Below are 21,013 nucleotides of genomic sequence, written 5' to 3'. Positions count from 1 at the left end.
GACTGGAGATCGAATCATGAATTTCACCAGAACCCACCTGATCATCGGTGCCATCGGTTTGCTTGTGCTGCCGCTGATTCTTCAGTCGTTCGGTAACGCCTGGGTCCGGATCGCCGACGTGGCGCTGCTTTATGTCCTTCTGGCCGTCGGCCTGAACATCGTCGTGGGCTATGCCGGTCTCCTTGACCTTGGCTTTGTCGCCTTCTTCGCGGTCGGAGCCTACATGTTCGGCCTGATGGCGTCGCCGCACCTGACCGACACGTTTCCGGCGTTTGCGGCAATGTTCCCGAACGGACTGCACACGCCCTTGTGGCTGGTCATCCCCCTCGGGGCCGGTCTGGCGGGGCTTTTCGGCATCCTGCTGGGGGCGCCGACACTGAAGTTGCGGGGTGACTACCTGGCGATCGTGACGCTGGGGTTCGGCGAGATCATCCGCATCTTCCTGAACAACCTGGACCATCCGATCAACATCACCAACGGTCCCAAAGGCCTGAACCAGATCGACTCGATCACCTTTTTCGGACTGGATCTGGGCAAGCCCTTGACCATTGGTGGCTTCGAACTGGCCTCGGTCACGCTGTACTACTACCTGTTCCTGGTGCTGGTTGTTTTCAGCGTCATCATCAGCCACCGTCTGGAGCTGTCGCGTATCGGGCGCGCCTGGATGGCGATCCGCGAGGATGAAATCGCCGCCAAGGCCATGGGGATCAATACCCGCAACATGAAGTTGCTCGCCTTTGGCATGGGCGCCACCTTCGGCGGTGTGGCCGGTGTGATGTTCGGCGCCTTCCAGGGCTTCGTTTCGCCCGAGTCCTTCTCGCTGATGGAGTCGGTGATGATCGTCGCCATGGTGGTCCTGGGCGGGCTGGGGCACTTGCCGGGGGTCGTGCTTGGCGCGGTGCTGCTGGCGGCATTGCCGGAGGTATTGAGGTATGTCGCGGGGCCATTGCAGGCGATGACCGACGGTCGACTGGACGCCGCGATCCTTCGCCAGTTGCTGATTGCCCTGGCCATGATCGTCATCATGCTGATGCGCCCGCGTGGCCTGTGGCCCGCGCCCGATCACGGCAAATCGCTGCAGCAGTCCAGATAAGGAGGGCGACACCATGTCAGAAATCGTTCTCAAAGTCGCCGGCATTTCCAAGCGCTTCGGTGGTCTGCAGGCCCTCAGTGATGTGGGTATCACCATCGAGCGCGGCCAGGTCTACGGCCTGATCGGCCCCAACGGCGCCGGGAAAACCACGTTCTTCAACGTCATCACCGGTCTGTATACGCCCGACAGCGGCACCTTCGAGCTGGCGGGCAAGCCTTACCAGCCGACGGCGGTCCATGAGGTGGCCAAGGCCGGCATCGCGCGGACGTTTCAGAACATCCGGCTGTTTGCCGAAATGACCGCGCTGGAAAACGTCATGGTCGGGCGCCATATCCGTACGGGCTCGGGTCTCATCGGTGCGATGTTCCGGACGTCAGGATTCAAGGCTGAAGAGGCGGCCATTGCCAAACGCGCCCAGGAACTGCTTGACTACGTGGGCATCGGCAAATTCGCCGATTACAAGGCGCGCACGCTGTCCTACGGTGATCAGCGGCGCCTGGAAATTGCCCGCGCCCTGGCCACCGACCCGCAACTGATCGCCTTGGACGAACCGGCGGCCGGCATGAATGCCACCGAAAAGGTGCAATTGCGCGGGCTGATCGACCAGATCCGCAAGGACAACCGCACCATCTTGCTCATCGAGCATGACGTCAAGCTGGTGATGGGTCTGTGTGACCGCGTCACCGTTCTCGACTATGGCAAGCAGATTGCCGAGGGCACGCCCGCCGATGTGCAGCGCAACGAAAAAGTGATTGAAGCCTATCTGGGCACCGGAGGACACTGACATGGGCACAACACTGTTGAAGGTCAAAGGCCTGAAGGTGGCCTACGGAGGCATCCAGGCCGTGAAGGGCGTGGATTTCGAGGTGCAGGAGGGCGAGCTGGTTTCGCTCATCGGCTCCAATGGCGCGGGCAAGACCACCACAATGAAGGCCATCACCGGCATCCTGCCGATGAATGACGGCGCGATCGAATACATGGGAAAGAACATCCGCGGCCAGGGTCCCTGGGATCTGGTCAAGCAGGGTTTGGCCATGGTGCCGGAAGGGCGCGGCGTTTTCACCCGCATGACCATCATTGAGAACCTGCAGATGGGCGCCCATATCCGCTCGGACAAGGCCGGCATCGCGGATGACATGGAGAAGGTTTTCTCCATATTCCCGCGGCTGCGCGAACGCAAGGACCAGCTGGCCGGCACCATGTCGGGTGGGGAGCAGCAGATGCTCGCCATGGGCCGTGCATTGATGAGTCGCCCCAAGGTGCTGCTGCTCGATGAGCCATCCATGGGCCTGTCGCCCATCATGGTCGACAAGATTTTCGAGGTGGTCAAGGATGTGTACGCCCAGGGCGTGACCATCCTGCTTGTCGAGCAGAACGCCAGCCGCGCGCTGTCGATTGCCGACCGCGGCTACGTCATGGAGTCTGGCCTGATCACCATGACCGGTCCGGGCAAGGACATGCTCAACGACCCGAAGGTTCGCGCCGCGTACCTGGGCGAGTAGGACCGCTGCGCCGGCGAACCGGCGGGCGCCCCGCGCGCAGATGGCCTACAAGATCCCCCAGTCGGTGCTGGTGGTGATTCACACACCGGGCTTGTCGGTGCTGATGATTCGCCGCGCCGACGCCAGTGTCTTCTGGCAATCTGTCACCGGCAGCAAGGACCACGAGCACGAGAGCCTGCGTGCCACCGCGGTCCGTGAGGTGCGGGAAGAAACCGGCATCGACTGCTCCGAAGGCAGCCCGCTGGGCACCGCCCTGACCGACTGGGGGCTGGAGAACGTCTACGCCATCTACCCCCGCTGGCGCCATCGGTATGCACCGGGTGTCAGTACCAACACCGAACATGTTTTCGGACTGTGTGTGCCCGAGGGCACGCCAGTGACCCTGAACCCGCGCGAGCACACGGAGTGGCGCTGGCTGCCCTGGCGCGAAGCGGCCGATATCTGCTTTTCGCCATCCAATGCGGAAGCGATTCTCTGGTTGCCGCGGTTTTTGCGGTAAGGTTCGCCGCGTGACCGCTGCCACCGAAACCCTTCGCATCGCAACCTACAACATCCACAAAGGCGTGCAGGGAATCGGTCCGCGCCGGCGGCTGGAAATCCACAACATCGGCCACGCCGTCGAGCAGCTCGACGCCGACATCGTCTGCCTTCAGGAGGTACGCAAGGTCCACCGCCTGCAGGAGCAGTATTTCACCCGCTGGCCTGAGCTGCCCCAGGCCGACTTTCTGGCCCCCGAAGGCTATGAGGCGGTCTATCGCACCAACGCCGTCACCCGGCATGGCGAACACGGCAACGCTTTGCTCAGTCGCTGGCCGGTGCTCAGTCACTGGCATGAAGACATGTCCGACCACCGCTTCGAGCAACGCGGTTTGCTTCATGTCGAAGTGCTGATTCACGGCCGGCCGCTGCATGTGATCGTCATCCATTTCGGGCTCATACCGGCAAGTCGCCTGCGCCAGGCCGCCCATCTGGGTCGGTACATTGCCCGTGAAGTGCCGCCCGATGCGCCGGTGGTTGTCGCCGGTGACTTCAATGACTGGGGCAACCGGGTCATGCAGGCAATGAACGCGAACGGCCTGCATTCGGCCGACACTGTGCGCTGCCCCACCTATCCGTCCCGCCTGCCGGTGGTGCAGCTCGACCATGTCTATGCCCGGGGACTGCAGCCCGCCCACCTGCACGTGCCCCGGGGACGTATCTGGAGCCAGATGTCCGATCACCTGCCGCTGATCGCCGACTTCCGTTTCTGAATTGCAACTGCACTGATGCCGCACCGTCACCAGATCCGGCTGCTGTTGGGTTCGCGTGAGCTGTTTCCCGCGCTCATCCGGGAAATGGACCGGGCGCGCTCGGACATTCGCATGGAAACCTACATTTTTGACGTGACCGGCTCGGCCGAGCAGATCGCCCAGGCACTGGAACGGGCGGCGCAGCGCGGCGTGCGCGTCTGGCTGGTGGTCGACGGGGTAGGCACCGGGTCTTTGCCCGAGGCGTGGCGCCAGCGGTTCGACGCGGCGGGCGTTCAGTGGCGCATTTATTCCCCCCTGGGTGCGCTGGGCCTGGCCATTCCCAGCCGTTGGCGACGCTTGCACCGCAAGCTGTGTGTCGTCGATGGCCGGGTCGCGTTCTGCGGCGGCATCAATATTCTGGATGATCTCCACGACCCTCACCGGGGTGCGATCAGCCGCCCGCGTCTCGACTTCGCGGTCCAGGCGACCGGGGCGCTGGTGCAGTCGGTGCAGGAAACCACCGCCCGTCTGTGGTGGCGTATCCAGACCGTGCGCCATGTGCGCGAGCGTCATTTCCCCGAGGCGTTCAGCAGCTTCCGGTCAACCGGCCTGCACCTGCCCTGGACAGCGGCCACGGATGTGCCGGACGGCACTCTGGTGGTTGAAAAAGCCGGGCTGCTGTTGCGCGACAACGTGCGCCATCGCGCCGACATCGAGAAAGCCTATCGCCGCGCCATTGGCAGTGCACGCGCCGAGATCATCGTTGCCAACGCCTATTTCCTGCCCGGCCGCAAGCTGCGCAAGGCGCTGGTGATGGCGGCGCGGCGTGGGGTCCGGGTCCGTTTGCTGCTGCAAGGGCATTACGAATATTTCATGCAGTACCACGGCGTGCGGCCGGTTTACCATCAGCTCCTGGCCGCCGGGATCGAAATCGCCGAATACCAGGCCAGCTTTCTGCACGCCAAGGTCGCCGTGGTGGACGCCGGAACCGAGCAGTCCTGGGCCACCGTGGGCTCCAGCAATCTCGATCCGCTGAGCTTGCTGCTGGCGCGCGAAGCCAACGTGGTGGTGCAGGACGCCGGCTTTTCGCAGCGCTTGCGCGATGAACTGGTGCTCGCCATCGAGCGCGACAGCCTGCCTGTCAGCCCCGTCGAGTACGCCAACCGCCCCGTGCGGGAGCGATTGCTCGACTGGGCCGCGTTTGGGCTCATGCGGTTGGCACTGTTCCTGACCGGCAAGCGCTACTGAGCGCGCCGGCTCGCGCCAACCGGCGTTCAGTCGCCGCCACATCCGCCCCCATCGCCGCCGCCGTCCGAACCGTCTGCCCCGCAGCCACTGCTGCTGCATCCCAGCGCGTTGCCACACCAGGTGCCTGCGTCTTCGCGGCGGGTGCAATCGGGCGCATAGCGAAACCCGCCGGGAATGGCCAGATCGGTGTCCAGGGCAAAAAGCAGGGGCAGGGCGGCGGCTTGCCGAGGGTCCAGCCCCTCGTCGCGGCAGCTCAGGCGCCAGACGCGCCGCAAGGGTTCGGCGCCCTGCGCCTGGGCGCGCATCACCTGGGCCGGGGTGTGGTGCAGCAATCGGCCAAACGCCTGGCGGCAGAAATGCTGATAACGGGCGGTGTCCAGTATCAGGGCGTGCCAGAGTTCATCGACCGCTTTGGACGGCATGGCCACCTTTTGCCCGCCTGCGGCCAGACTGATGCGAAAGAACTGGCGCAGCCCCCGTTCGATGTCGCGCAGCGCGGCGTCGTCCAGCTGCGGCCAGGTCTGGCGCACGGCATCGCGCAGGTGCGGCGCGAAGACATAGCCGTTGATGTAGCTCTGGCGTGCCTGCCGACGATATCGTCGCCAGAAGACGCTGGCACCCGCCAGGACCACCGACAGCAGGACGAGCGCGATGAGAAGTTTCACAGGGTCCTCCTTTTTGTTGTTGTTCTGTCGTGATTGAATGAAATTGAGATGACAAAAATATGACACACAACCCGGCGCGGCGGCGGCGGATGCCCTGACTTGCGGCTCCGCAAGGTCATCGGGTGGTTGATGCTATCGAAAACGTAGCTTCGCAAGACCGTTTTACCATGGGTATTGCCCAAAAACCCCAAAATTCCAACGCTGGTACGATGTGGCCATGTTGATGAAAGCCGAAAACGCCATGAATGAAGCTGATCCGGCGCGTGTGCTTGCCAGCGTGGACGAAGGGACACCGGTTTCGGTGAAGATCCGCGAACGCATCGCGGCTGCGCGCAAACGTTTCCATGCCAACGACAATATCGCCGACTTCATCCGCCCCGGCGAGCTTGAAGCGCTGCTCGATGAGGTGACCGGCAAGATGGAGGGTGTGCTCTCCAGTCTGGTCATCGATACCGAAAACGACCACAACACCGCCGACACCGCACGCCGCGTGGCCAAGATGTATGTCAACGAGGTGTTCAAGGGTCGTTACGTCCATCCTCCGGCGATCACCGAGTTTCCGAACGCCGAACACCTCAACGAGCTGATGATCGTCGGCCCGATCACGGTGCGCAGTGCGTGCAGTCACCACTTTTGCCCGGTGATCGGCAAGGTCTGGATCGGTGTCATGCCCAACGAGCGCACCAACGTGATCGGTCTGTCCAAGTACGCGCGCATCGCCGAATGGATCATGAACCGCCCGCAGATCCAGGAGGAAGCCGTGATCCAGCTCGCCGACCTGATCCAGGACAAGACCCAGCCCGACGGGCTGGCCATCGTGATGGAAGCCAGCCACTTCTGCATGGCCTGGCGCGGTGTCAAGGACATGGACAGCAAGATGATCAACTCCGTGATGCGCGGCGCCTTCCTGAAAGACGCCAACCTGCGCCGCGAATTCCTCGCCCTCATTCCCCGCTCCTGAGAGCCGCCGCCATGCTTGTTCGCCTGCTCTATGCCAGCCGCGCCGTCGACCCCAGCGCCGACGTCATCGAAGACATCCTGTCCCAGTCGCGCCAGTTCAACCCCACCAGTGGCATCACCGGCATCCTGGTCTATGGCGGGGGAATCTTTCTGCAGGCCATCGAAGGCGGCCGCGCAGCAGTCAACGAGCTCTATGGCCACATCGTGCGCGATCCGCGCCACCGCGACGTGGTCCTGCTGCACTACCATGAGATCAGCGAGCGCCGTTTCGGCGGCTGGACCATGGGCCAGGTCAATGTGGCGCGCATCAACCCATCGATCCTGCTCAAGTATTCCGAGCGCGCCGAGCTCGACCCGTACAGCGTCTCCGGCAAGGTGTCCGAAGCGCTGATCGAAGAGCTGCTGGCCACGGCGTCCATCATCGGCCGCACCTGAAACCTTGGGTGGCCCGCGGCCCCGACGCTGCGCCACCGCCCGTGAATACCGCGCCATGAACGCCGCCGCCGAACCTGCCGCGCTGACCACCCGCCTGACCCGCACCGTCGAATGGGGTGACTGCGACCCCGCCGGGATCATTTTCTACCCCACCTACTACCGCTGGATGGACGCGGCCAGCTGGCATCTGTTCGCTCAGGCCGGTTATGACGCCGAGCGCATGCGGGCCGAACACCGCAGCCTGCCACTGGTCCACGCCCAGTGCGATTTCGTCCGCTCGCCCCGGTTCGGAGACGCCTGCACGGTGGAAACCGCTGTGGCCCGAATGGGCGGCAAGTCCTTCACCGTGCGCCATCGTTTCCTCCGCAGTGATGACGGCACCGAACTGGCCGTCGGACAGGAAACCCGTGTCTGGTGCCGCTACGAGGCCGGGCCCGGCTCGCCGCTGCGTGGCGAGCCCTTGCCACCGGCATTGCGGGCGCTGCTTGCTCCGCAGGCCTGAGGCCGCGCCCGGCGCAGTGACCGTTCAGCCCGACGAGACCCGGCCCCTGGCCGCCGATCTGCCGCCGCTCCTGCTGGGCTGCGACTTCACCAGCCGGCCGACTCCGCGCAAGCCGGTGGTGATCGCCTGGGGGCAGTTTGATGGCAAAAAGTGCCAATACCCCTCGAAAAATGGTGCTTTGTCGCTATTAAAAATACAGCTATTGGATTCGTTCCCGGCGGTGGCAGAGGCGTTGCAGGCGCCGTCCGCCGCGTGGCTGGGCGGCTTTGATCTGCCTTTTGGCCTGCCCCGCGAGTTGGTCGAAACCCTGGGCTGGCCCACTGAATGGCGCGGCTGCATGGACCACTACGCCAGTCTGTCGCGTGCGGCCATCCGCGATACGTTTGCCGCCTTCTGCGCGGCACGCCCTGCCGGCGGCAAATTCGCCCACCGTGCCACCGACGGTCCCGCAGGTTCCAGCCCCAGCATGAAATGGGTCAACCCGCCGGTGGCGTACATGCTGCACGCGGGTGTGCCATTGCTGCGGGCTGCCGGTTGCCATTTCCCCGGGCTGTCTGCGGGGCGGCGCGACCGGGTGGCGCTGGAGGCTTACCCCGGCCTGCTGGCCCGCCAGGCCCTGGCCGCAGCGGCCGGAGAGGCGGCGGCACGGCGCAGCTACAAGGCAGACGACCGGGCCCGCCAGACGCCCGAGCGACTGATTGCCCGGCGCGCCATTCTCACCGCGCTGGAAGCCGGCACCGTGCCCCTGCTGCAGGCGGCTGGTCTGCGCCTGCGCCTGAGCCACGCCCAGCGTGACGCCCTTGCCGACGATGCCAGCGGCGATACGCTGGACGCCGTCCTGTGTCTGCTGTTGGCCGCCTGTGCGGCCGTGCGGCATGCCTGCGGTGACAACCCTCCGGGCGGCCCCGGCTGGGGTCTGCCGCCGTTTGATTCCCTGGAAGGGTGGATTACCGGCTGCTGACGCTACTGGCAGCGCCAGAGCGAGGGCCGCGCGACCCGGGCCCAGAAATCGGCCGGCACAGCGCTGGCCGCGCCATTGCAGCAGCGCTGCCGGTCATTGCGGTGCAGGTGGGCGCCGCTGGGGGCGCAATACAGGGCGGTTTCAATCACCCCCGTGGCGTTGGCGCGGGTGTAGTCCGTGGCCCGAAACCAGTAGTAGCCCCAGACCGTTCGGTGAATCGACTTGTTCCACGCCGCTTCGCAGGCCCGGGAGCTGTTGTCCCCGCCACACTCGACCCCGTTGCGGTTGGCGAAGCAGCACGTGTCGTGGTCCCAGCTGCCGCCATGCACCTTGCAGATGCCGTTTTTTACCAGCGGCGACTGCACGGGCAGACAGAAGGCCACGCCCTGCACCGCCAGCTGGCCCGTCACACCGCCACATTGCATGCCACCGGCGCCAAAGCAGAACTCGTTTGGCTGGGCAGCGACGGGGCCAGCCAAACCGATCACCACCGTCGCCAGAATCCGGCGGATCGTGTTTTTTCGCGCGCGACAGGTCATCAGATGCGCTCCTTCAAGGTCGCCGCAGCAGTTCACTGCCGTCCGCGGCGCGCAGGCGGTTGGCATCCACGCGCCTGACCCGGGACGTCAGGGTCGACTCCTCGCCAAGCCGTTCCGGGTCCTTGTCGGCGGGGGTCAGCAGCAGTTCGGCCTCGGTGTCGGTCGCTTTTGCAATGCGCAGGTGCCCTCGCGACAGCGCTTCGGCCTTGAAAGCCCCATACAGCAGATGGGTCTGGTATTCACCACCCGGCAGGAAGCGGATGGTGGTGATTTCGACCTGGCGCCCCGCCTTGTCGACCGCCCGGTATTCCCAGGTTCCAGTCAACAGGCGACTCCACTGCTCGGTGCTGGAATCCGCGCCCGCCGAACCCGGCGGGCGGGCTGCGGGTGGCGTGGGTCGCGCCGGGGCGATCCCGCTCTCGGGTGGAGCCGGCGCTCGGGGTGCCACCAGCGACGGCCCTGAAAGGCCCGCCGATGCGGGTGCGATCCCGACCGGTCGCGTGGCGTCGGTCGCTCCCGCCGGCACAACGCCGGACAGCAGCAGGAACAGGAACCCGCAGTGCATCGCCGGCCGCTTCATGATCGTCATTGCGTCAACGCTGAATCAGCGGGGAGCCGATCTTCGGCGCTTGCTTCACCGGATTGCCGATCTCCAGTTTGCGGTGCGGCGGCACCACCAGGATGTTCAGCGGCGTGGGCGATTCGCCCATGTCATACCGCACGCTGGTCGTATTCCTGAAGGCGCGGTGGCTCAGGGTGACGGCACCCCTGACCGGGGAAATCAAGGTATTGCGCAGGGTGGCCGGAACGACAAGAACGGCATCCCCGGTGTTGCAGGAAATCTCCGGCAGGCTCAGCCGCACCCCGAGCGAGCCGCTTTGCCCGGAGATCGACAGCTGATGCACGACCCCGGCGGCGCATTGACCGCCTCCGAAATCGAAATTGGCGCGCTGTCGCGCCAGTCGCACGTCGAAGCCGCGGTCCAGGCAGGTCTGCAGTTGCGCGTCGCTGGCGCGATCAGCGGGCGGCAAGGTGACTTCCAGTGTTCCGTCGGGCAGGAACAGCGAGGAGCCACCGAGGTCCCGCAGGCAGCGCGGTGCACGTGGGGCACTGATGCGGGGTTCGGCGTCGTCGCAGCGGGCCAGGTCGCCGTTGCGCACGACGTCGCACGGGGCCAGACCCTGGCAGGCTGCGATGGGCGGTGGATTGCTGATCGCCACCCCGGTGCTGCCGCTGGCGCGCATCTCAGCCTCGCGCCGCGCCCGTTCTGCGTCGCGCTCGGCGGTGCGCTGCGCGCATTCCTGCGCGCGGGCGGCCTCAACCGCCGGGCGGTTGGCCTGACATTGCTGGAATCGCGTTTCCGCATTGGCCCGGCAGGTCTGACGGGCTGCGGCTGCGTCGGCGTTGGCGGCGGCCTCAATCTGTTCCTGGGTGCCGGGTGTCAGGCCGGCGCTGTTGTTGCGGGCATCCCACGCAGCGGAAAAACGATCGGCCACCACTTCGATCGGAATGCGTTCACCACCCACTGTCAGGGTACCGCGCTGGCCGCGCGGTGTTGAGCCGGGAATGGACACCTTCACGGTCAGGGAACCGAGTGCGCAGTAGTCGGGCCCGGTTCGGCCGACGACGCCGCTGCCGCCGTTGACGAATCCGCCGACGCCGCGCGGATCCGATGCGCTGCCATTCGTGATGCCGCCCAGGTTGACGCTGCGCACGGTATCGAGCAAATGACCGTACACCGTCACGTCCCCTTCGAAACCGGCCATCAGTCGCAACGGGCGGTTGTCACCGGGCTTGAGCTTTGCCCGGCTGGACGCCGGGCAGCCGCCGATCGACTCCCATGCTGCCAGGGCAACGGTGGATGTGGTGGACAGGGTCAGCGCCACGAGCGGGATCGCCAGGATTTTGGACAGGTCGGGCATGTTTTCTTCCTTGGGGTGTTGGGGTGTCAGGTCCGGCCGCCGCCGGGGATGGCCGCCACGGGCGGTGGCAGGCTGCGCTCAAGGTGGTCCAGCAAGGTCTGGCGGACGGTGTCGTCGCGCAGATCGGGGAAAGCCACGTCGGCGGGCGTGACCATGCGGGCCGGGAAGCGGCGGCGTAGCACCTCGGCTGTCGGTCCGGTTCCGGTTCCCGGGGCAATGATCTGGTCCCACAGGCGGATGAGTTGCTCTACCGACGCGGCACGTGCGCCGGCCCCGCGCGCGAATCCCAGAGGCTGCGACGGGGTGACCAGAATCAGTACCGAGCGCTGCCGGTCGCGGCGGTTGGTCTGGTTGAGCAGCAGGTTCGGTCCGGGCACGTCGCCGATACCGGGGACCTTCGAGTCCTGATGGTCGAACACCTGCTCCTGCAGTCCCGACAGCACCAGTGTCTCGCCATAGCGCACGTCCGCGGTGGCACTGACGCTTTGTTTGAAGATCGACAACTGTTCGCGGAAGGTGCCGCCGGGCACGTCGCTGAAGAAGCTGCGGTCGGCCTCCAGGCGGAACTGGGCGCCGTCCGGACGCACCTGACTGGGGGTGACGCTCAGCCGCACGCCGACGTCGATGCGTTCCAGCTGCGCGGTATTCACTCCGGAGGTCTGCACCACCAGTTGTTCGCCGACGAAGAAGCTGCTGGGCTGTCCGACAAAGGCGGTGAGGCTGGGCCGGGCCGTCATCTGGTAGCGCCGGGTACTGCGGTTGGCGATGTTCAGGCTATAGGTCAGATCCGTAATGCGCAGCGCGCGGGTGATCGAGGCGGCGGTGCCCGGTGTGCTGGTGGACACCCGCTCCGCGCCGTAGCTGATGCGCAGACCGTCGAGCAGATTGACCCCCAGGGTGCGGGCATCGCGGCCGTCCGAGAGAATCATGACCACGTCCACACTCAGCTGATCGGGATTGGGCGTCACGTCCGCTGTTGAACCGTCCGTGACCCTGCCCGGGCCGCTGCCGGGACCAGCGCCTTCCGCATTCGCGGTGCGCAGCAGCTGGGCGCTGCGCCGCCGCAGCTCCGGTGTCCAGCGGGCGTCCGGGTGCTCCAGACGCTCGCGCACCGCCGCGTGGTCGCCCTGCGCGGCGCGCGCCATCAGCGCAGTGCGGGTGGCGCGCTCCGAACGGGGCGTCAGGCGCAGCGCCTCGTCGGCGGCGGCCTGGGCCAGACCGAACTCGCCGTTCAGGTAGGCCGCGGCGGCAAGCGCCTCAAGACCCAAGGCTTGCGAGGGGTCGGCTGCCACGGCTTCCGCCAGCAGCGCCAGCGCTTCACCGCTGTGCTGGCGTTGCAGGGCGCTCACCCCGGCCAGAAAGGGTGGCCAGAAGACATCGGCGGCGAAACGCCGGGCCAGGCCGTAACCGGTGCCGGCCAGATCAAGCGCGGCATCGTCACCGTCCAGATGGTGTGCCACCGCCAGCATCAGGTGTCCTTGTGCCGCACGGGGGTGACGGACCAGACCGTCCTGCAGCAGGTCTCTTGCTGCCGCGGTCTGACCCTGGCGCAGTGCGCCCAAGGCGGCCTGGAGCCAGTCCGGTCGCGGGGCGGCGCCGCCGGTGGACCCGCCTTGCGCCGGTGGTGCAGCCTCTGTGGCGGCTTCGTGAGGGGGCACGCTCGCGCAGCCAGCGGCCACCGCGAGGCCACACAGCGCCGCTGCGAGTCGGGTCATGCGGTTTCGGACGCAGCGCGTTCGGTCGGGGGGGAGTGGAATGCGGTTCATGGCGGCATGATCGGCAGTCCGGCGCGAACGCACTACCCATATCTGTGGGGGGTCGGTCCGGCGGCCGGGCGCTAAGATTCATGGTCCGGCCCGGCGCCACGCCGAGCGTTGCGCCGCACCGGTTGCCCCTGCCGCCATGAATACGCCACCGTCCCCCGTCCACGCCGAGCCCTGGCGCGTAGTGCTGCTCGAAGACGACGAGCGGCTGCGGGGATATTTCGAGCGCAGCATATGCGATCACCCGGCGCTGGCGTTGCAGGCCTCCTTCAGCCGCCTGCGCGACGCCCAGTCCTGGCTGGAAACACATCCGGCCGACATTCTGCTGACCGACCTGGCGCTGCCGGACGGCCACGGGCTGGAGCTGATCTACCGCCTGCGGCGTCTGCAGCCGGCTTGCGAGGTGCTGGTGATCTCGGTGCTGGGTGACGAAGACACGGTACTGGCCTGTGTCGAAGCCGGCGCCGTCGGCTACATCCACAAGGACGCCGCGCCGGCCGACATGGGGCGGACCATCGCCGATGTCAAAGGCGGGGCGTCTCCGATATCACCGATGCTGGCCCGTCGCCTGCTGGAGCGGTTGCGGCAGGTCGACCTTGCGCCGGAGGGCCGCCCGGGGCCGGGTACTGCACCGCCGCCGCCGGTTCCGTTGACCCCCCGCGAGCACGATGTGCTGCGCCTGATCGCCCGCGGCTACACCTACGCCGAAATCGCCGAGCAGGAAGGCATTACCCGCCATACCGTGCAGATGCACATCAAGAATCTGTACGGCAAACTGTCGGTCCACTCCCGTGGGCAGGCGGTCTACGAAGCCAGCCGGCTGGGGCTGGTCGAGCCCCCGCGCCCGTGAGCGACCGCACTGCCTCCGGGGCAAGCGGGCCGATCCCCGGCCCGGCTGCGGTGCTCCTGATGGCGGCGATCCTGCTCGTCGCGGCGCTGGCCTGGCTGGCGCGCCCGGTGACTCCCGGCGGCGACGCGCAACGGCTGGTTCGCGCCGAGCTGGTCGACCGGGGTCCGCCCAGCGGACTGGCCGGCGCCCGAAACCTGCCCTTGCACTGGGACCTGCAGGCCCCCGGCAAGTCCGGTGTGGTGGAGCTTCGTCTGCGGTTTGACCGCCCGGCGCGCGCGGAAGGCACTCCGCCCGAGCCCTGGGCCGTTGTGGTGCCCCGCCTGGGCAACGCCTGGACCATAGACATCAACGGGCATCCGCTCGCTTCGGGCGGCGAGCTGGAGCGCGCCAATGACGCCTGGGCCGCCCGCCGTCCGGTTTGGGTGGTGGTGCCGGATTTCCTGCTGCAGCCCGACAACGAGCTGCGCGTGCGCCTTCGCGCGGACCTTGGGCGACGTGCCGGGCTGTCCGCTGTCTGGGTCGGCCCGGCCGCCGAACTGCAGGCGCTGTGGCAGCGGGAGGAATGGGTCCGCATCACCTTGCCGCAGGCCGTGACGGTGCTGAGTCTTCTGGTGGCGGGCCTTTCCGCGCTGCTGTGGCTGCAGCAGCGTGATTCGCTGTACGCCTGGGCCGCGGTCGGCGAGACCGCCTGGGGTCTGCGCCTGATCGACACCTGGTGGGAGCAGACCTGGCTGGACTGGCCCGGCGCGGTGGCGCTCACCCTGGTGCTGTTCTGGGTCTGGACCGCCGCCCTGTACCGCATGATCGCGTCCCTTTGGGACAACCAGCGGCCTCGGTCTGAAGCGCGGGCGGTGGCGGCGGTTGTGCTGGCCGGGCCGCTGTTGCTGGCGGTCTCGTGGGTGGCCGGGCGTTCGCAGCCGCTGGTGCTGTGGATGCTCGCATCGCTGACGCTCTGGATGGTTCTCGCGGCGCGTCTGTGGTGGGACTGTCGCCGCCAGCCGTCATGGCCGCGCTGGCTGGTGACGCTGGCGCTGACGCTCTGTGTCGCGGCCATCACGCGGGACCTGGTGGCCGGCCGCTCGATGGTCGAACTGTATGAAGAGTCGGCGTGGAACAAATACGCCGGCGTGACGCTGGCCCTGGCGGTATTGGTGATCGTGAGCCTGCGCTTCAAGCAGGCGCGCGAACAGCTGGTGCAACTGAACCACAGTATCGGTGAGCGCCTGGCCGCCCGTGAGGCGGAACTCAACCAGCGCCATGCCGAGCTGACCGCGCTGGCGCAGGCCAAGGCCGCAGCCGAGGAGCGAAGCCGCATTCTGCGCGACATGCACGACGGTGCCGGTGCCCACCTGATCGCCGCCATCAAGCAGGTCGAAAGTGGCCAGGCGCAACGCGGCGAGTTGCTGGGTACGCTGCAGGAATCACTGGATCAGCTGCGGCTGTCGATTGATGCCATGAACCTGCCGCCCGGTGATGTCAACGCGCTTTTGTCGAGTCTCCGGTATCGCCTGGGACGCCGGATCGAGGCGGCGGGGCTGCGGCTGCAGTGGCGGGTCGAGGAATTGCCCCTGCTGGTCTACCTGCAGGCTGCCGACATGCGCCACCTGCAATTCATCCTGCTGGAGGCGATCTCCAACGTGATCCAGCATGCCCGCGCCAGCCGGCTCACGGTGCGTGCCACCGCCGACAACGGCGACGTGTTGCTTGAACTGGAAGACGACGGTTGCGGCAGCGACCCGACATCGACCGGCGGCAACGGCCGCCGGTCGATGACCGAGCGCGCGGCACTGGTCGGCGCCCGCTGCGAGTATCCACCGCGGGAAAACGGGACACTGGTGCGCCTGATATTGCCCCGGGTTCGACCCTGAGGGCCTCGCGGAGCCGGTTTTGATGTCAGAAAGGGCGATACCCATGGTAAAAAGGTCACTTTATGCTACTAACAACGTAGCGATCTAGGGGTGCTGGCCACCCGTCGCTGGTGTCCCGGGCGTGTCGCCGGTCCGCGTGGCGCGGGCGAAAGCGGTGGAAAATGGTAGACAGCGCCCCCTGGCAACGGGGCGCGCCGGCGTCCCCGGACAAACAGCGGCCGCCAAGCCGACAAGGAGACAGGGCATGAACACTCAGACGCTGACCAGTGACCTGCTGGTGATCGGTGGCGGGCTTGCGGGCCTGGTCACCGCGCTGGAGGCCTTGCGGGCGGGCCAGCGCGTCACGCTCGTCGACCGCGATACCCCCGAGCGTCTGGGGGGCCTGGCGCTGTGGGCCTTCGGTGGCATGGCGCTGGTGGGCACGCCGCTGCAGGCCCGCATGAAGATCCCCGACACCCCCGAACGCGCGCTGCGCGACTGGCAACGTTTCGGCGAACTGGACCCCGATGACACCTGGGCACAGCAGTGGGCGCGCTACTACGTGGAACACTCCCGTGCGCAGGTGTATGACTGGCTGATTGGCGAGGGCATCCGCTTCATGCCGGCAGTCAACTGGGTCGAGCGGGGCCTGCAGGGTGACGGCAACAGTGTGCCGCGCTACCACATCGTCTGGGGAACCGCGCGGGAGCTCACCCGGCGGATGATTGCACAGATGCGCGCAGCCGACACCGGCGGGCGGCTGACCGTGCTGCATGGTCACCGTGTCACCGAGGTCGAACGGCAGGGCGGCCGGCTGGTGGGCGCGGTCGCAGTCGATACGGGCTCGGGCGCTGCGCGGCGGCTGGTCGCGCCGGTGGTCGTGCTGGCCATGGGCGGGATCAACGGCAGCCATGAGCAGGCCCGTGCCCACTGGCCGGCAGACCGGCCCCGGCCCGCCACGATGCTCAACGGCGCCCACCCGTTCGCTGACGGCACACTGCACCAGGTGGCAGCGGGGCTGGGCGGGCAGATCGTGCGGGCGGGTGAGATGTGGAACTACGCGGCGGGCTTTCCCCATCCGTTTGCGCATTTCGAGGGGCATGGCCTGTCCACCATCCCCTGCAAGTCGGCGCTGTGGCTCAACCACAAAGGCGAACGCATCGGCCCCGAGCCCCTGGTCACCGGCTTTGATACCCACTGGTTGTGCCAGCGCGTGGCAGCCCAGGAAAAACCCTGGACCTGGCATTTGCTCAACTGGCGTATCGCGGCCAAGGAATTTGCCATTTCGGGGGCCGAGCACAACCAGCGCATACGTGACCGGCAGTTCCCGCTGTTCCTGAAGGAAACCCTGCTGGGCAATCACCGGCTGGTGCGGCAGATGGCGGCGGAGAGTCCGCATTTCCTGGTCGATGACACGCTGTCGGGGCTGGCCGCGAAGATGAATGCGCTGACGGCGTCCCACGACGTCGACCCCGCCGTACTACAGGCGACGGCAGACGCCTTCGATGCGAACTTTGCCCGGGGCAACAAGCTGCACAACGACGACCAGATCCGGCGCATTCAGCACGCCAGGCAATGGGGGCCGGACAAACTGCGAACCTGCGCGCCGGCGCCGCTGCAAAAGCCGGGGGCGGGGCCGTTCATCGCCATCCAGATGCAGCTCATCACCCGCAAAAGTCTGGGCGGGTTGCGCACCGATCTGCACAGCCGGGTGCTCGATGGCGCGGGCGCGCCTGTCCCTGGTTTGTACTGTGTGGGCGAGGCCGCCGGCTTCGGTGGCGGGGGGGCCAGCGGCAAACGCTCGCTGGAGGGCACCTTCCTGCCCGGCTGTATCCTGACCGCGCGGGCCGCCGTGCGGTCGATCGCGGGCGGCGGCTGAATCCAGCCCCGTCGGAACCGGACTTCACCGACAACCCGAAGACACCATGCAGGGCGACATCGTTTCCAGCGTGCTCTTGCGGCCTGGGTATGCCCGTCCGGCCTGATCCCTTGACCTTTTGATGCGGAGATTTCCATGACCAATGGCGCCCATGCCCTGATGAAAACGCTGGTGGATGCCGGCATCGAAGTCTGCTTCACCAACCCCGGCACCAGCGAAATGCACTTTGTCGCAGCGCTGGACAGCGAGCCAAAAATGCGCGCGGTGCTGGCGCTCTTCGAGGGGGTTGCCACCGGCGCGGCCGACGGCTATGCCCGCATGGCCGACAAACCGGCGGCCACCCTGTTGCACCTGGGCTGCGGCCTGGGCAACGGTCTGGCCAACCTGCACAACGCGCGCAAGGGCAAAGTGCCCGTCGTCAACATCGTCGGCGACCATGCCACCGACCACACCCGATACGACGCGCAGTTGCAGTCCGACATCGAAACCGTGGCGCGCAACGTCTCGCCGGGTTTCGTCCGCACCGCGAAATCCACCGCCGAACTGGGTCGCGACACGGCCGATGCCATCGCCGCTGCACGGGGCCTGCCTGGCCAGGTCGCCACCTTGATCCTGCCGGCCGATGTGTCCTGGGGCGAGGGCGGCGAGCCAGCGCCGGTACCCGCCATGGCCCCGGCCCCGGCGGCCGATGAGGGTGTGGTGGCGGCCATTGCCCTGGCGGTGAGGTCCGCACGGAAAGCCGCCCTGCTGCTTGGTGGCCAGGCCTTGCGTGAACCGGGCCTGGTGTTGGCCGCACGAATTGCCGCAGCCAGTGGTGTGCACCTGTTTGCCGAGGTGTTTCCCACCCGGCTGGAGCGGGGCGCCGGGCTGCCTGCGGTGGAGCGTATCGCCTACCTGGCGGAGATGGCGGGCGTGCAGCTGGCCGATATCGAGCACCTGATTCTGGTCGACGCCAAGTCGCCGGTTTCCTTCTTCGCCTATCCGGGCAAGAAGAGCGACCTGGTGCCGGACGGCTGTACGGTCCATACCCTCTGCAGTCCCTCTCAGGACGCCTGCGCCAGCCTGGCCCGTCTCGCGCAGGCGCTGGGTGCGGACCAGGCGACCCCGGCCCTGCAGGCAGCCTGGCGGCCCGGGCGCCCCCGTGGCCGGCTCAATGCCCCCAAAGTGTGCAAGGCCGTGGGCCATCTGATGCCCGAGAACACCATCCTGATCGATGAGGCCATTACCTCGGGCCTCCTGCTGGGCGCGATGACGGCCGGTGCGCCGCGGCACGACCTGATTACGCTCACCGGCGGTGCGATCGGGCAGGGCCTGCCCAACGCGATCGGCGCAGCCATCGCCTGTCCCGAACGCCCGGTCATTGCCCTCATCGGGGACGGCACCGCCATGTACACCATCCAGGCACTGTGGACCATGGCCCGCGAGGGGCTCAACGTCACTGTCATCATCTTCAACAATGCGTCCTATTCGGTGCTGAATGTGGAGCTGGAACGGGTCGGCGCGGAGCGTCCCGGCCCCAAGGCCCTTTCGCAGCTCGACTTGCACGGCCCCGTGTTGCACTTTGCCCGCCTGGCCCAGGGCATGGGCGTGCACGCCGTCCGGACCGATGAAGCCGAAGGCTTTTGCAAGGCGCTGGAATACGCATTGGCGCATCCCGGCCCGCACCTGATCGAAGCGGTCGTACCCGAGTCCCTTTCGGGCGCCAAACGCAAGGTGTTGCCCTGGCTGCTGCGTTCTTTGCCCTCGCTGCCGCCGTCGGTCGCCCGCGCGCTCAAGCGCAAGATCGCGCCCTGACGCACGGGCGGGTCTGACCGCTCAGCTGCCGTCCGAGGGGCCGCGGTTCGGCGGACGGGCGGGGGCGTCGAACCATTTCTCGCGCGCCACCACCAGAGCCTGCGCGGGCTGCTCGTAGAAATGCGGCGACATGATCTGAACGCCGTAGGTGTTGAACTCGTCCTGTATCGCGGCGTGGATCGCCGAGAGGATGGGAACCCGCTCCAGCGGCTTGTCGATGTGGGCGAACAGCTCGTATTCGACGTAGAAGTCGCTCAGGGCCCGCTGGTAGACAAACGGGGGTGGCTGGGTGCGCACACCCGGTGTGCGGCTGGCGGCATTGACCAGCATGGCGTGCACCTGGCGCCAAGGGGTGTCATAGCCGATGGTGACCTTGGTGGACACCAGCGTGCCCTGCTGGCCGGACAGCTTGCTGTAGTTGTGAATGGCGTTGGCCGTGATCACCGAGTGGGGCAGGGTGATTTCTTCGTTGCGCATGTTGACCACCTTCACCGCCAGCGCGCCGACTTCCCGCACCACCCCTTCGACCCCGTTGACGGCAATGAAGTCACCGCTCTTGAGCGAGCGGGAATACACGATGACCAGCCCGCTCATCAGTTGGGTCACGACACCCGTCGAACCCAGGGTGAGCATCAGCCCGAACAGCACCGACAGGCCTTTGAATGCGTCGCTGTCCGAGCCGGGCAGGTAAGGGTACGCGATGGCCGCGGCGACGCCCCACACCAGCACGGCCAGCAATCGCCGGGTGGCGCCCACCGTCTCGGCATGCAGCAAAGGCACCTGCACCCGGCCGGACTGCACCTGCTCCAGCGCGTGGCGCAGCAGGTCGTGGACGATGCGGGCCACCAGCAGGACCAATGCGATCGTCACCAGACCCGGAATGGCGCCCAGCGTGCCGGCCACCAGCCAGCCGCCGAGCTGGCGCACAAAATCGGTCAGGCGATCGCCCCACGGCTGGGTCCACGGAAAGGCGGCCAGTGTGGCGACCACCAGGGCCCAGACCAGGGTCAGCAGGGCCGGCCACAGCAGCAGCGCGGCCAGGCGCAGCGCGCCGACCCGCAGATACGTCGCCAGGCCCGGATCGGCCAGCTGCGCCCGGGCCAGCAGCCAGGTCCGCAAGCGCCAGACCACGGCGAGGCCCAATGAAAACAGGAGCAACGATCCCAGCACCACGGCCAGCCCCTTGAGCCACAACAGCGGTGCGCCCTGGGCGCGCCGGGCATCGGTGGCGTCCTGCACATGGCGGCGTGCGCGCTCGGCGGCTTCGCGCAGACTCAGCCGCTCCTCCGGGTCCAGATCGCTTTGCAGCACGGTAAACAGGTGGCGCTCGCCCGCGAGAACGGCGTAGCCGCTGCCCTCATCCAGCGAGGCGGGTCGCAGGGCCACCGGGCTGGCCAGCTCTTCGCCGGTCAGGCGGTTGAATCGGGTGCGGGCGCGTTCGGCCCGCTTGGCGGGCTCCAGTCCCCCCAGCGAGCCGCGCAATTCAACGATGTCGCGGTTGAACAACACCAGCATTGCCGGCTCGATGCTGCGGCGCACGCTGGATTCGGTGCCGGGGTTGCGGGGCTCGGCGCGGGCCAGATCGGGCGCCGCCAGGGCGAGCAGCGCCAGGACGGCCAGAAAACCGGCCGCCAGCCACAGGCGCCAGGGGGGCGGCGCGAGCACCCTGTCGGCGGGCGGTTCGGGCAAGCGGTCCGCGGTGGACAAACGGCGCCCGGCAAGGGTCGGGGACAAGGTCGATGGCATCGGCCTTCAGCCTATCACACCGCTGCGGTCGACGGGGCCCGTCCGCCAGCCTGGGCGGGGCGGCTGTGGCAGCATGGC

20 protein-coding genes are annotated in these 21,013 nt (G+C 67.1%); 14 read left to right on the top strand and 6 right to left on the bottom strand.

Annotation, left to right across the window (positions count from 1 at the left end; translation table 11 throughout):
• The first annotated feature begins 16 nt into the window (after positions 1-16).
• From AC2EBU_RS07045 to clsB, 6 genes are read left to right on the top strand one after another with little or no spacing between them, the layout of a single operon-like run.
• On the top strand, positions 17-1,093 hold the full coding sequence (locus AC2EBU_RS07045) for an ABC transporter permease subunit (RefSeq protein ID WP_484609651.1): 1,077 nt from the start codon (positions 17-19) through the stop codon (positions 1,091-1,093).
• Between the two features lie 13 nt (positions 1,094-1,106).
• Positions 1,107-1,877: an ABC transporter ATP-binding protein gene (locus AC2EBU_RS07040; RefSeq protein WP_484609650.1), complete on the top strand. Its 771-nt coding sequence runs from the start codon at positions 1,107-1,109 to the stop codon at positions 1,875-1,877.
• A gap of 1 nt (position 1,878) precedes the next feature.
• Entirely contained in the window at positions 1,879-2,595 is a 717-nt protein-coding gene (locus tag AC2EBU_RS07035; RefSeq protein WP_484609649.1) for an ABC transporter ATP-binding protein, read from the top strand.
• Between the two features lie 40 nt (positions 2,596-2,635).
• Positions 2,636-3,094 (top strand): dihydroneopterin triphosphate diphosphatase, encoded by a 459-nt coding sequence (gene nudB, locus AC2EBU_RS07030; RefSeq protein WP_484609648.1) that lies wholly within the window; start codon positions 2,636-2,638, stop codon positions 3,092-3,094.
• On the top strand, positions 3,054-3,845 hold the full coding sequence (locus AC2EBU_RS07025; RefSeq protein ID WP_484609647.1) for an endonuclease/exonuclease/phosphatase family protein: 792 nt from the start codon (positions 3,054-3,056) through the stop codon (positions 3,843-3,845). The genes nudB and AC2EBU_RS07025 overlap by 41 nt, the downstream gene beginning before the upstream one ends.
• Before the next feature lie 15 nt (positions 3,846-3,860).
• Complete coding sequence (gene clsB / locus AC2EBU_RS07020) at positions 3,861-5,072, top strand: cardiolipin synthase ClsB (protein ID WP_484609646.1); 1,212 nt, start codon at positions 3,861-3,863, stop codon at positions 5,070-5,072.
• 26 nt (positions 5,073-5,098) lie between these two features.
• Here the strand turns inward: clsB and AC2EBU_RS07015 are convergent, their stop codons facing one another.
• Positions 5,099-5,737: a glycine-rich domain-containing protein gene (locus tag AC2EBU_RS07015; RefSeq protein ID WP_484609645.1), complete on the bottom strand. Its 639-nt coding sequence runs from the start codon at positions 5,735-5,737 to the stop codon at positions 5,099-5,101.
• 223 nt (positions 5,738-5,960) lie between these two features.
• Here AC2EBU_RS07015 and folE point away from each other — a divergent pair, with 223 nt between their 5' ends.
• From folE to AC2EBU_RS06995, 4 genes are read left to right on the top strand one after another with little or no spacing between them, the layout of a single operon-like run.
• The gene (folE, locus tag AC2EBU_RS07010; RefSeq protein ID WP_484610133.1) at positions 5,961-6,698 is read left to right on the top strand and encodes a GTP cyclohydrolase I; all 738 of its coding nucleotides are present in this window, start codon (positions 5,961-5,963) and stop codon (positions 6,696-6,698) included.
• 11 nt (positions 6,699-6,709) lie between these two features.
• The gene (locus AC2EBU_RS07005; protein WP_484609644.1) at positions 6,710-7,132 is read left to right on the top strand and encodes a BLUF domain-containing protein; all 423 of its coding nucleotides are present in this window, start codon (positions 6,710-6,712) and stop codon (positions 7,130-7,132) included.
• A gap of 55 nt (positions 7,133-7,187) precedes the next feature.
• Positions 7,188-7,634 (top strand): acyl-CoA thioesterase, encoded by a 447-nt coding sequence (locus AC2EBU_RS07000; protein ID WP_484609643.1) that lies wholly within the window; start codon positions 7,188-7,190, stop codon positions 7,632-7,634.
• Positions 7,635-7,650: 16 nt separating this feature from the next.
• Positions 7,651-8,595: a DUF429 domain-containing protein gene (locus AC2EBU_RS06995; protein ID WP_484609642.1), complete on the top strand. Its 945-nt coding sequence runs from the start codon at positions 7,651-7,653 to the stop codon at positions 8,593-8,595.
• Between the two features lie 2 nt (positions 8,596-8,597).
• Here AC2EBU_RS06995 and AC2EBU_RS06990 read toward each other — a convergent pair whose 3' ends face one another.
• From AC2EBU_RS06990 to AC2EBU_RS06975, 4 genes are read right to left on the bottom strand one after another with little or no spacing between them, the layout of a single operon-like run.
• Positions 8,598-9,134, bottom strand: a complete 537-nt coding sequence (locus AC2EBU_RS06990; RefSeq protein ID WP_484609641.1) for a hypothetical protein — start codon at positions 9,132-9,134, stop codon at positions 8,598-8,600.
• 13 nt (positions 9,135-9,147) lie between these two features.
• A complete protein-coding gene (locus tag AC2EBU_RS06985; RefSeq protein ID WP_484609640.1) occupies positions 9,148-9,723 on the bottom strand; it encodes a hypothetical protein in 576 nt (191 codons plus the stop codon).
• Between the two features lie 4 nt (positions 9,724-9,727).
• Positions 9,728-11,056, bottom strand: a complete 1,329-nt coding sequence (locus AC2EBU_RS06980) for a hypothetical protein (RefSeq protein ID WP_484609639.1) — start codon at positions 11,054-11,056, stop codon at positions 9,728-9,730.
• 26 nt (positions 11,057-11,082) lie between these two features.
• Positions 11,083-12,771, bottom strand: coding sequence for a hypothetical protein (locus tag AC2EBU_RS06975; protein WP_484609638.1), 1,689 nt, complete (start codon positions 12,769-12,771; stop codon positions 11,083-11,085).
• Between the two features lie 187 nt (positions 12,772-12,958).
• Between AC2EBU_RS06975 and AC2EBU_RS06970 the strand changes: the two genes are divergently transcribed.
• The 4 genes from AC2EBU_RS06970 to AC2EBU_RS06955 all read left to right on the top strand — a co-directional run bounded on the left by AC2EBU_RS06970 (position 12,959) and on the right by AC2EBU_RS06955 (position 19,189).
• Complete coding sequence (locus AC2EBU_RS06970) at positions 12,959-13,669, top strand: response regulator (protein WP_484609637.1); 711 nt, start codon at positions 12,959-12,961, stop codon at positions 13,667-13,669.
• Complete coding sequence (locus AC2EBU_RS06965; protein WP_484609636.1) at positions 13,666-15,537, top strand: sensor histidine kinase; 1,872 nt, start codon at positions 13,666-13,668, stop codon at positions 15,535-15,537. Before AC2EBU_RS06970 ends, AC2EBU_RS06965 begins: the two co-directional genes overlap by 4 nt.
• A 244-nt stretch (positions 15,538-15,781) precedes the next feature.
• A complete protein-coding gene (locus tag AC2EBU_RS06960; protein WP_484609635.1) occupies positions 15,782-17,395 on the top strand; it encodes an FAD-dependent oxidoreductase in 1,614 nt (537 codons plus the stop codon).
• 135 nt (positions 17,396-17,530) lie between these two features.
• Positions 17,531-19,189, top strand: a complete 1,659-nt coding sequence (locus AC2EBU_RS06955; protein ID WP_484609634.1) for an acetolactate synthase large subunit — start codon at positions 17,531-17,533, stop codon at positions 19,187-19,189.
• Positions 19,190-19,210: 21 nt separating this feature from the next.
• On the opposite strand, the gene AC2EBU_RS06950 is transcribed toward AC2EBU_RS06955, so the two are convergent.
• The gene (locus tag AC2EBU_RS06950) at positions 19,211-20,923 is read right to left on the bottom strand and encodes a mechanosensitive ion channel family protein (protein ID WP_484609633.1); all 1,713 of its coding nucleotides are present in this window, start codon (positions 20,921-20,923) and stop codon (positions 19,211-19,213) included.
• Positions 20,924-21,013: the final 90 nt, after the last annotated feature.

It is taken from the genome of Curvibacter sp. T50 (assembly GCF_057219955.1).
Note: the sequence above shows the minus strand (reverse complement) of the source record. Positions and strands in the feature narration are given on the sequence as shown.

What these genes read in the sequence shown, in the direction of transcription:
- folE (WP_484610133.1), top strand. Translation starts at nt 5,961, where the DNA reads ATGAAAGCCGAAAACGCCATGAATGAAGCTGATCCGGCGCGTGTGCTT.
- AC2EBU_RS07045 (WP_484609651.1), top strand. Translation starts at nt 17, where the DNA reads ATGAATTTCACCAGAACCCACCTGATCATCGGTGCCATCGGTTTGCTT.
- AC2EBU_RS07035 (WP_484609649.1), top strand. Translation starts at nt 1,879, where the DNA reads ATGGGCACAACACTGTTGAAGGTCAAAGGCCTGAAGGTGGCCTACGGA.
- AC2EBU_RS06975 (WP_484609638.1), bottom strand. Translation starts at nt 12,771, where the DNA reads ATGACCCGACTCGCAGCGGCGCTGTGTGGCCTCGCGGTGGCCGCTGGC.
- AC2EBU_RS06990 (WP_484609641.1), bottom strand. Translation starts at nt 9,134, where the DNA reads ATGACCTGTCGCGCGCGAAAAAACACGATCCGCCGGATTCTGGCGACG.
- AC2EBU_RS06960 (WP_484609635.1), top strand. Translation starts at nt 15,782, where the DNA reads ATGAACACTCAGACGCTGACCAGTGACCTGCTGGTGATCGGTGGCGGG.
- nudB (WP_484609648.1), top strand. Translation starts at nt 2,636, where the DNA reads ATGGCCTACAAGATCCCCCAGTCGGTGCTGGTGGTGATTCACACACCG.
- AC2EBU_RS07005 (WP_484609644.1), top strand. Translation starts at nt 6,710, where the DNA reads ATGCTTGTTCGCCTGCTCTATGCCAGCCGCGCCGTCGACCCCAGCGCC.
- AC2EBU_RS06980 (WP_484609639.1), bottom strand. Translation starts at nt 11,056, where the DNA reads ATGCCCGACCTGTCCAAAATCCTGGCGATCCCGCTCGTGGCGCTGACC.
- AC2EBU_RS06970 (WP_484609637.1), top strand. Translation starts at nt 12,959, where the DNA reads ATGAATACGCCACCGTCCCCCGTCCACGCCGAGCCCTGGCGCGTAGTG.
- clsB (WP_484609646.1), top strand. Translation starts at nt 3,861, where the DNA reads ATGCCGCACCGTCACCAGATCCGGCTGCTGTTGGGTTCGCGTGAGCTG.
- AC2EBU_RS06985 (WP_484609640.1), bottom strand. Translation starts at nt 9,723, where the DNA reads ATGACGATCATGAAGCGGCCGGCGATGCACTGCGGGTTCCTGTTCCTG.
- AC2EBU_RS07025 (WP_484609647.1), top strand. Translation starts at nt 3,054, where the DNA reads ATGCGGAAGCGATTCTCTGGTTGCCGCGGTTTTTGCGGTAAGGTTCGC.
- AC2EBU_RS07040 (WP_484609650.1), top strand. Translation starts at nt 1,107, where the DNA reads ATGTCAGAAATCGTTCTCAAAGTCGCCGGCATTTCCAAGCGCTTCGGT.
- AC2EBU_RS06955 (WP_484609634.1), top strand. Translation starts at nt 17,531, where the DNA reads ATGACCAATGGCGCCCATGCCCTGATGAAAACGCTGGTGGATGCCGGC.
- AC2EBU_RS07000 (WP_484609643.1), top strand. Translation starts at nt 7,188, where the DNA reads ATGAACGCCGCCGCCGAACCTGCCGCGCTGACCACCCGCCTGACCCGC.